Genomic DNA, 7,170 nt, shown 5'->3' with positions numbered 1-7,170 from the left:
GCTGAATTGCCAGTACTGGTAGACGGCGGCCATTGCCGGCCACCGCCTTGTGAACTCCAAGCTTCCACCAATCAGCCTATTTGACGACGTACCACACAGGATGAGTTTGAGGTGGCGTATGCGCTCCAGGTGCTGGTTAACCCGCGAATTCAGACCGAGATCAGCAACCCTTACCTGCTGCGCCGCGATGAAATCCATCTTAGCACTCCAGGCTAGGCTGCTCTTGCGCCACAGCGCCGTTCACTAACGTAAACCCGTCCGGCTCACGCTTCTCTACTGGGAGCTTTGGCGTACTGTATCTGGTAGACACGCCTGAAACTGCGGTTGCTGAAGTAGCACGCCACCAGAAAACGTACTGGAATAACGTGCCGGGCCTGAAATTCGACCGGTATGCTTTTGGCGGATTTCGGATGTATAGGTATTCACGATGCTTCCTTGCTTCCTTGCTTGCTTGCTTGCTTGCTTCCTTGCTTCCTTGCTTCCTTGCTGCCGGCGAACCACCCGATCTATGCACCTGCGAGCTATGCAGCCTCTCATGCGCTTGGCCGCGAACTGCACGCCATTGATTCTCAATACCGCTCTGTGCGTAATACTGGTGCGACTTGTTGGGGTCTTTTAACCCCGACCAACGTAACCCGCGTGATTCAGGCTGCGCACTACAAATGATCTGGATTGGCCCCGGCGCTGATGTTTAGGTGTGCAAAATATCCAGCGTCTGATCGAGTACCCATTTCACCGCTAATTTGTACCGGTAGCAAATCGACTAAAAACAATTCACAGGCAAAGAGATTCGAGACAGTCAAACTGAAAGGCTAGAGGAATGGGCTATCTGCTATAGAAAACGCGCAACTTCCTGTCAGGCCAATCAGTATCAGTCACTCAGCATGGTGCTAACGACTTTAGTGCTTTTTGTGATTGCCCATTGATCCCATTTTACTCAACAAATGAGAACGATATTTTAGCGCTTTTTGTGGATAACATTACTATAAGTAATTGATATTGCTGTGATATTTCAAGGTATTGGTTTAGCACTTGTTGTTGTCATCCACGTCCATCGGCACGAGTTCTAATAAATCTGCACATCTTTGATTTATACGCCGGATGCAATCCTGCACCGCTAATCACAAACCTGCCCAGCGTGACGTTCACTTGCAACCCGTTCAAGAATCTGCAGCCTAGCTGAATCTCTGGTCCAGCTGAGTCTCAGGCCCGGCGCCGTTGCCTGAGTATGACGACTCAGGCGTTATCACCACTGATAGTCCGCACCGGCATAAACCTGATGCTGAGTGAAATCGTACAGCTCAAAACGGTCATTCGCTTTACCCGCCATCACTCCGGCATGTAGTCGCCACTGGTTTGTACGCCATTGCAGATCGGCACTGATACGCCAGAGCTCCTGACGGCGGCGAGCAGTTTTTTCTGTACCATCGAGATCAATGATCGTCAGTGAGTCATGGTACAGAGCATGGCGTTTTTCCAGCTGAGCGCGCAGGCTCAGTCCCTGCGCCCAGCTCATTTTTGCGCCGGTAAACACTGAGCGCAGCATGCGGCCGCTATTGGTGAATGATGCCTCCGTGCCTGATTGGCTGGTGTCTTCCAGCTGGTAACCCAGCCAGCCACGCCAATAGTAATTGCCCGATTCCAGACTCAGGCGCAGGCGTTGCTGCAGGCGGTCATCCGTATTGTCGCCAAAACGATACTCATAACCGGCGGAATATAAGGCTGAGAGCTCAGCTCCATATTTCCGATAATTTGAAGATATATCTACAAAAGGTGTTGCGGCATATTGCTGGCGGAATCGACCGGAGCATCAGTCACATTCAGTGACAGGCGGCCGGTATCTGAACCGGAGGAGCTGCTGTTACAACCAGCAACCAATGCAGACGTCACCGCCAGAAACAGTGAATTGCGTAACCAGTTAGTACGAAACATCGGAGTACCTCTTTATATGTTGGCGTGTGTGCAGTAACACGAACCAGGGCGGCAAAGGGTTCCATCTTTTTTTATTTTCTTTTCCAGCAGGCTTTAACCACTACCAAGGGATGATGGAAATCATTAAATATCAATAACTTAAAAATTTTATTTAAAGTGAAATGCATTTCGCATCCTGAGCGTTCAACCCCGTTCGAACGCACTCTGGCCTCCTCCGGCGTTAGCCGTTATGCTTCAGCAACTCTGAATTTCCGATAATTGATAATGCTAAACACCCCTCCCGCTCCACTAATAGACCAGCTCGACTACCTGGGCAATCCACTGAGCAGCGCCCGCCGCATTCTGGCACTGCACCCCGAGCTGCAGCGCATTGATGGTGCCTTTGAAGATCTGGTGCACAGCTTCAGTTTTCTGGTCAGCTATAACGGCAGTACCGCTACCTTCAACAGCTACCGCCGTGAAGTTGAGCGCCTCTTGCAATGGTGCTGGCTGGTGCGCGGTTGTGGTCTGGGCGAGCTTAAGCGGCAGGATCTTGAGGCTTACATCCATTTCTGTCAGTCACCTCCCAAAGCCTGGATTGGCAGTAAGCAGGTGGCGCGTTTTAAAAACCATCAGGGTGAACGGGTCGCCAACCCCGACTGGCGCCCCTTTGTGAATCAGGCGATCAAGGCCGATCCGCAGGCCCGTACGGCTTTTTCACTGTCACAGAAAAGCCTGCAGGCGTTGTTCGCCGTACTCTCAACCTACTTTAATTATCTGCTGCAGGAAGATTACCTGCGCATCAATCCGGTGGCGCTGATTCGCCAGAAGAGCAAGTTTCTGCAACGTCATGCCTATCAGGAGCCGGTGCGGCGCCTGTCGAATCTGCAGTGGGATTTCATTCTGGAAACCGTCGAACAACTGGCGAAAGAAAGCCCGGCCGAGCACGAGCGCTCGCTGTTTGTGATGCGCCTGCTGTTTGGTATGTATCTGCGCATCTCCGAACTGGTAGCCGATGAACGCTCAACACCGGTTATGGGTGATTTTCATACCGATGCCGATGGTAACTGGTGGCTCAGGGTTGTCGGTAAAGGCAACAAGGCGCGCCTGGTAACAGTGTCTGACGACATGCTCGCCGCGCTGCGCCGCTACCGCGAGCATCTGAACCTGCCACGCCTGCCCTATGTCGGCGAGCAGACACCACTGGTGCAACGACTGAAAGGACGCGGCCCGGTGACCAGTACCCGCCAGATCCGCTATCTGGTGCAGTCCTGCTTCGATCAGGCCTTTGAGCGCATGCGCAGTCAGGGGCTGGAAGATGAAGCACAGGAGTTACGCGTGGCCACCGTGCACTGGCTGCGCCACACCGGTATTTCCGAAGACGTAAAATTCCGCCCCAAGGAACACGTTAAGGAAGACGCCGGTCATGCCAGCATGGCCACGACCGACCGTTACATCGACACCGAGCTGCGTGAGCGCCACGCCAGTGCCCGCCATAAAAAGCTGAAGCCGGAGCTGTAACCCCGGCTTCGCCTCTTTAATACCGGAATACACCGCATGAAATGCGGTGCGAAACAGCAGGCTCAGTGCATATACTGACCGCCGTTAGCGGAGATATTGGCACCAGTCACAAAACCCGCCTTTTCATCGGCCAGAAAGCTCACCACGCGGGCGATATCTTCTGGCTCGCCAAAACGTCCGACCGGAATACCCTTACGGATGTCTTCACGGATCTCTTCCGGCACGTCCATGATCATGCTGGTGGCGATATAGCCTGGCGATACTGTATTCACGGTAATACCTTTGCTGGCGACCTCCTGCGCGACGGCCTTGGTAAAGCCGTACATGCCGGCTTTGGCGGCAGAATAGTTAGCCTGACCGAACTGGCCTTTCTCGCCGTTAATGGAAGAGATATTGACGATACGCCCCCACTTTTTCTCCAGCATGTCATTAATTACCAGACGGGTCATATAGAACACCGAGGTCAGGTTGGTCTCAATCACATCGTGCCAGTATTCCGGAGACATTTTACGCAGCGTAGTGTCACGGGTGATGCCACCATTATTGATAAGTACATCGATGGTGCCGAAGTCCTTGCGGATCCCCTCAATGCAGGCTTCACAGGAAGCAAAGTCGCGGATATTGCCGTACGCCAGGGCGATGTCGTACCCCTCTTCTTTCAGCTTATCCTGCCAGGTCTGCGCTTTGTCGTGATTGCCGCCGTGGTAGTAGCCTGCCACCACCTGATAGCCATCGTCATGCAGCTGCTTGCAAATCGCGGTGCCAATGCCGCCGGTTCCGCCGGTTACCAGTGCAATTCGTTTTGTCATGTCCTACTCCTTCAGTTTCATGATGAGACCCCAAGCCTGTGGGGCGCTATAACAGAGATTGCTGAGCCAATATGACACTACGATGACCCTGCCCCATATAGCAGCACCGCCTGCGGAAGCCTCATACTTTGGACTTGGTTCCGTCCTGAGCAAAGCGGTCGAAATTGACACTGGCTCACCCCGCGGATGCCCCGGACATGGAAGTAGGATATACTTCGCGCCCCAAATTTTACCGCCCCGCCTCCCTATGAAGCTCGTAATCAAGCTGTTCCCGGAAATCACCATCAAATCCACCAGTGTGCGCAAGCAGATGACCAAGATTCTGCGCCAAAATCTGCAGAACATGTTCCGTCGCCACGCCATTTCGGTGGACGTACAGAACCGCTGGGACAGCCTGATCGTTCTGGTCAACCGCGATGACGATGCGGCCCGCCGCCAGACCATTCAGATCCTGTCGCACACGCCAGGCATTGCTGCAGCACTGGAAATCACGGAATACACCTTCAGCACGCTGGACGAAGCCTATCAGCGCGTACGCGATGCCTACCGTGAGCGCGTCGCCGGTAAATCCTTTTGTGTGCGCATCAAGCGCGCGGGCCAGCACGATTTCACCTCCCACCAGGCGGAAATCTATATGGGTGGCGGCTTTCTGAAAGAAACCGAGGCACTGCGCGTCGATCTGCACCGCCCGGAAGTGACCGTGCTGGCGGAACTGCGTAACGACAAGGTTCAGGTGGTGCAGCAAACCATCAAAGGCCTAGGCGGCTATCCGCTGGGCAGTCAGGGCGAAGTGCTGAGCCTGATTTCCGGTGGCTTTGACTCCACCGTTGCCAGCTACCTGATGACCCGCCGCGGTCTGAAAACCCACTTTTGCTTCTTTAACCTTGGCGGCAGCGCGCATGAAATCGGCGTGAAGCAGGTTTCCCATTACCTGTGGAGCACCTTTGGTGAAAGCCACCGGGTTAAGTTTGTTACCGTGCCGTTCGAGAAGGTTGTGGCCGAAATTCTGACCAATGTAGATACCGGCCAGATGGGTGTTGTACTCAAGCGTATGATGCTGCGCGCCGCCTCGCGCGTGGCTGAAAACCTGAACCTGCCGGCACTGGTGACCGGCGAAGCCGTGGCTCAGGTCGCCAGCCAGACCATTACCAACCTGGCAGTGATCGATGAAGTGGCCGACCGTATGGTGCTGCGCCCGCTGGCGGCTATGGATAAGCAGGACATCATCGATACCGCCCGTCGTATCGGCACCGAAATGTTCGCGGCCACCATGCCGGAATACTGTGGTGTGATTTCAGTGAACCCGACCACCGTGGGTGATCGCAGCAAAGTGGCCGAAGCTGAAGCCAAATTTGATATGGCAGTACTGGAGCAGGCGCTGGCCGATGCCACCTACCAGCGCATCGACGATGTGCTTAATGGCGCCGAGAGTGGTCTGGAGAATGTCGATATTATTACTACTCCGGGCCTGAATGATGTAATCATCGACATCCGCCACCCGGCGGAAGCGGCTGACGCGCCACTGACGCTGACCAACAACAGCGTGCTGACCATTCCGTTCTTTGATCTCGATAACCGCGTGAACGAACTGACAAAACAACAGCCGGACACCCGCTTCCTGCTCTACTGCCAGAAAGGCACCATGAGTAAGATTCATGCCCATCACCTGATGAGCGAGCAGCGTGGTAACTTTGCGGTGTTTATGGAACCGGGCTTTGTTAAACCAGCCTATAAGGCCGAAGCCGTCGACCACAGCGAAGACTAACGCTCTGCTGTGCGCATAAAAAAGCCGGAGCGGCTGTCGGTACTGAACAGTCACTCCGGCTTTTTTATGACCGGCAGGCTATGCCGGTCATACCCTCAATCCTTAACCTCGCTTCTCACTCCCTGCGATTTACAGGCCCGCGCTGATCTCAAAGCGATAGCCGGTGCCCGGCGCTTCAATAAAGCCACTGTCGATATAGTCCGCGTCCAGCACATTGGTCGCCGCAACGGCCCAGCTCCAGCCATTATTCTGCTGCTTTAAGCCCAGATCCCAGATGCGGTAGCCATTCTGGTCGTAGCGGTCTTCGAATTTATACAGCGAAGTTGCACTCAGCCCCGGCAGCAGCTCATAGGTCAGCGCCAGAACCACCTGGTGTTCAAGCTGTGATTTACTGTAGCGGGCCTTTTCATACTGATTGGTAAAGTCCTGAATCAGGCGGGTATAGCTCAGACTTGCCTTCTGCAGACCGCTTGCCGCCAGCAGGCCGGTGGCATCCAGCTCGGCATCGTAACCTTTGGTGTCAATCGCATCGATATTACGTGCGGTGTAGTAATTAATGGCCGGATCGGCGACTTCGGCCGCGGTCTGGGTGTAATCGATGGCATCTGTGGTGTTGCGCTTAAAGACCGCCAGACGGGTCTGCAGCCCGGCCAGATTCAGACGCGCACCCAGCTCAGCGCTGCGGGTTTCTTCTGCTTTAAGGTCCGGGTTACCCTTGTTGGTGCTTTGATTCAGATACAAATCATTCATGGTCGGCACACGCACGCTTTTGCCTGCATTCAGATACAGCTGCTGACCAGCCGCCAGCGGCAGGGTCAGACCCAGCACCGGCAAGGTATAGCTGTCGCCGCCGTCATAATCGAGATACGACAAACTGCCCGCCAGCTGCACGGCGCCAAAGTCGTACTGACCAAACGCAAAGGCGCTGCCGTATTCACGCTTATGGCGATCACCCAGCGTCGAGGTGCTGTCGATGTCTTCCTGATTAAACTCATAGCCCAGCGCCAGTGATTCATTCAGACGAAAACGCAGGCGGCTCTGCCAGGCGTTGGTCTGATGCACAGAAGGCGCATAATTCAGATAGTAAAATTCATCGTCGTGCTGGCGCCAGTTAACGGCAACATCGACACTGCGCCCGGTGGAATAACGCTGCTCGTGGGTAAG

The 7,170-nt window shown here is 54.4% G+C and carries 7 protein-coding genes and 1 pseudogene; 3 read left to right on the top strand and 5 right to left on the bottom strand.

Going from position 1 to position 7,170, the window contains the following annotated elements:
* Positions 1 to 198 (bottom strand): hypothetical protein (locus B3P58_RS19255; RefSeq protein ID WP_286719837.1); only part of this gene is annotated, 198 nt, incomplete at its 3' end.
* Between the two features lie 89 nt (positions 199 to 287).
* On the opposite strand from B3P58_RS19255, the pseudogene B3P58_RS19250 reads away from it, so the two are divergent.
* A pseudogene (locus tag B3P58_RS19250) lies at positions 288 to 566 on the top strand (hypothetical protein); the annotation flags it as partial.
* 680 nt (positions 567 to 1,246) lie between these two features.
* Here the strand turns inward: B3P58_RS19250 and B3P58_RS19245 are convergent.
* Positions 1,247 to 1,546 (bottom strand): hypothetical protein, encoded by a 300-nt coding sequence (locus B3P58_RS19245; RefSeq protein ID WP_286719836.1) that lies wholly within the window; start codon positions 1,544 to 1,546, stop codon positions 1,247 to 1,249.
* A 218-nt stretch (positions 1,547 to 1,764) separates the two neighbouring features.
* The gene (locus B3P58_RS19240) at positions 1,765 to 1,932 is read right to left on the bottom strand and encodes a hypothetical protein (protein ID WP_230332781.1); all 168 of its coding nucleotides are present in this window, start codon (positions 1,930 to 1,932) and stop codon (positions 1,765 to 1,767) included.
* A 264-nt stretch (positions 1,933 to 2,196) separates the two neighbouring features.
* Here B3P58_RS19240 and B3P58_RS19235 point away from each other — a divergent pair, with 264 nt between their 5' ends.
* Positions 2,197 to 3,432 carry a tyrosine-type recombinase/integrase gene (locus B3P58_RS19235; RefSeq protein WP_230332782.1) on the top strand — a complete coding sequence of 412 codons (1,236 nt, stop codon included), beginning with the start codon at positions 2,197 to 2,199 and terminating at the stop codon, positions 3,430 to 3,432.
* A 62-nt stretch (positions 3,433 to 3,494) separates the two neighbouring features.
* Here B3P58_RS19235 and phbB read toward each other — a convergent pair whose 3' ends face one another.
* Positions 3,495 to 4,241: an acetoacetyl-CoA reductase gene (phbB, locus tag B3P58_RS19230; protein WP_145468758.1), complete on the bottom strand. Its 747-nt coding sequence runs from the start codon at positions 4,239 to 4,241 to the stop codon at positions 3,495 to 3,497.
* A gap of 247 nt (positions 4,242 to 4,488) precedes the next feature.
* Between phbB and thiI the strand changes: the two genes are divergently transcribed.
* Entirely contained in the window at positions 4,489 to 6,006 is a 1,518-nt protein-coding gene (gene thiI, locus B3P58_RS19225) for a tRNA uracil 4-sulfurtransferase ThiI (protein WP_230332783.1), read from the top strand.
* A 129-nt stretch (positions 6,007 to 6,135) separates the two neighbouring features.
* Here the strand turns inward: thiI and B3P58_RS19220 are convergent.
* Positions 6,136 to 7,170: TonB-dependent receptor plug domain-containing protein (locus B3P58_RS19220; RefSeq protein WP_286719832.1), on the bottom strand; the 1,035-nt coding region annotated here is incomplete at its 5' end.

This window comes from Thalassolituus sp. UBA2009, assembly GCF_002335285.1.
GTDB lineage: Bacteria > Pseudomonadota > Gammaproteobacteria > Pseudomonadales > Oceanobacteraceae > Venatoribacter > Venatoribacter alkanivorans.
Note: the sequence above shows the minus strand (reverse complement) of the source record. Positions and strands in the feature narration are given on the sequence as shown.

Excerpts from the sequence above, each read along its gene's own strand:
- B3P58_RS19245 (WP_286719836.1), bottom strand. The coding sequence starts at position 1,546 with ATGCTGCGCTCAGTGTTTACCGGCGCAAAAATGAGCTGGGCGCAGGGA.
- B3P58_RS19240 (WP_230332781.1), bottom strand. The coding sequence starts at position 1,932 with ATGTTTCGTACTAACTGGTTACGCAATTCACTGTTTCTGGCGGTGACG.
- B3P58_RS19235 (WP_230332782.1), top strand. The coding sequence starts at position 2,197 with ATGCTAAACACCCCTCCCGCTCCACTAATAGACCAGCTCGACTACCTG.
- phbB (WP_145468758.1), bottom strand. The coding sequence starts at position 4,241 with ATGACAAAACGAATTGCACTGGTAACCGGCGGAACCGGCGGCATTGGC.
- thiI (WP_230332783.1), top strand. The coding sequence starts at position 4,489 with ATGAAGCTCGTAATCAAGCTGTTCCCGGAAATCACCATCAAATCCACC.